General features: G+C 68.5%; 2 protein-coding genes. One reads left to right on the plus strand and one right to left on the minus strand.

Annotated elements, in window-relative coordinates; genetic code table 11:
* Positions 1-315: 315 nt before the first annotated feature.
* The gene (locus tag D455_RS0128570; protein WP_017574072.1) at positions 316-1,023 is read right to left on the minus strand and encodes a DUF305 domain-containing protein; all 708 of its coding nucleotides are present in this window, start codon (positions 1,021-1,023) and stop codon (positions 316-318) included.
* Between the two features lie 337 nt (positions 1,024-1,360).
* Between D455_RS0128570 and D455_RS0128575 the strand changes: the two genes are divergently transcribed.
* Positions 1,361-1,952 (plus strand): LVIVD repeat-containing protein (locus tag D455_RS0128575; RefSeq protein ID WP_017574073.1); only part of this gene is annotated, 592 nt, incomplete at its 3' end.

A 1,952-nucleotide genomic window follows, 5' to 3' on the forward strand; every position in this document is an offset into this window, starting at 1 on the left:
CCGTGATCGACAACGTCAACCCCACCATCGTGCCGAGGGCCCAGCTGCGCCGGACCCGCCAGGAGAAGTCCGCCTGAGTCGTGACGGTCCGGGCGGCCACGGCCCGGACCCCGACGCGAAGGGGCGCCCCGATCGGGGCGCCCCTTCGCGTCGCCGGGATCGTGGGACCGCCGGTCTCCGGTCCGGGGCGTGGTGCCTGTGGTCCGGACCGGAGACCGGGAAACCGTGGTCCGGGAGACCGGAGCGCGGGAAAGCGCGGGAAACCGTCGTCCGCGTCCGTGCGCGTGTTACGGGCGGGCCGGGACGGCGGCGGCCCTAGTCCTCCAGGATCTGTTCCATGCGCGCGATGTCGGCGCGCTGCTCGGCGATCACGTCGTTGGCCATCCGCATCACCGTCTGGTCCCTGCCCTCGGCCAGCACGTCCTCGGCCATGGTGATCCCGCCCTCGTGGTGGGTGGCCATCAGTTCGACGAAGAGCCAGTCGAACGCGTCGCCCTCCGCGGCGGCGAGCTGCTCCATCTCCTCCTCGCTGGCCATGCCCGGCATGTCGTCGTGGTCGACCTCCAGCTCGCAGGCGGGCTCGTCGCCGTCGCCCCCGTGGTGCGTACCGTCGCCCTCCAGCCCGCAGAAGTTCTGGTGGGCGGGGTTCTCCCTGGCCGGGCCGAAGACGTTCTCCTCCAGCCAGCTCTCCATCGCGGTGATCTCCGGACCCTGCGCGGCGGAGATGCGTTCGGCTATGAGCTCGATCTCCTCGCGCTGGTGCCGTTCCGGGACCAGCTCGGTCATCTCCAGGGCCTGTGAGTGGTGCGCGATCATCTCCACCAGGTAGGTGACGTCGGCCTCGTTGTGGCCCTGCTCCTCGGCGAGTGCGGCGATCTGCTCGGAAGTGGCGGGAGAGGAGGACTCCCCGGGCGCGCCGGGGGCGATGACGTTGGCCGACTCCTGCACGCCGTCGTCACCCGTGCAGGCTGAGACTCCGAGCATGACGAGAGCGGTTCCGGCCGCGAGTACCAGGCGACGCACGAGGTGTCCTCCGATGGGGTGGGGCGCGGACAGGTCCGCTGTGCCGGTGGTGAGGGCGTCCTGGAGGCAACGCCCTGCGGGCTTTCTACTCACCCGACGGGTGTTTTGTCCAGTCCCGGGCACGTGTTGATGCCATTTCGTTCAGCTTCGTGGTGCCGGATGATCTCACCGAGATGGCCGCTGTCCATGGGATACCTGCATGTGGGATACCTGCATGCGTTTGGCGCTCTAAATCGATGTATGTCTTTTCTCGGCGTTTCGTCTGGTCGTCACCTATGGCGAGAGGTATAACCCTTGGTGTTGGCATGGATGCTCTGTGTTGCCTCGGGGGTGTGTGATGGGGGAGGAACCGCGAAGACGGGGGAGCGGGTTCCGCTGGGCGACGCTGGGAGCGGCGCCCCTGCTCGTCACGGCGCTCCTCACGGTTCCCGGAGCGAGGGCCGACGACGGGGTGACCACCGGCGGGGGTGTCGAGCACCTGGCCAACCTGCCCAGACCCGAGGGGTTGGACGGAGCGGCCTCGTTCAACTCGGATCTGGCGTTCACCGGTGACTACGCCATCGGCGGCAACTACAACGGCTTCGTCATCTACGACATCTCCGATCCGGGGAACCCGAGCAGGGTGTCCACGGTCCTGTGCCCGGGAAGCCAGGGCGACGTGTCGGTGAGCGGGGACCTGCTGTACTTCTCGGTCGACTACCCGCGCGCGGGCACCGAGTGCGGTGCCGCGTCGGTGCCGGTCACCGATCCGGACGGTTTCGAGGGCATCCGGGTCTTCGACATCTCGGACAAGGCCAACCCGCGGTACGTGACCGCGGTGCGCACCGACTGCGGTTCGCACACCAACACCCTGGTGCCGGGTGAGGACGGCGAGCACGAGTACGTGTACGTCTCCTCCTACTCGCCCTCGGAGGACTTCCCGAACTGCC

Origin of the sequence: Nocardiopsis halotolerans DSM 44410, from assembly GCF_000341065.1 — a bacterium.
Lineage (GTDB): Bacteria > Actinomycetota > Actinomycetes > Streptosporangiales > Streptosporangiaceae > Nocardiopsis > Nocardiopsis halotolerans.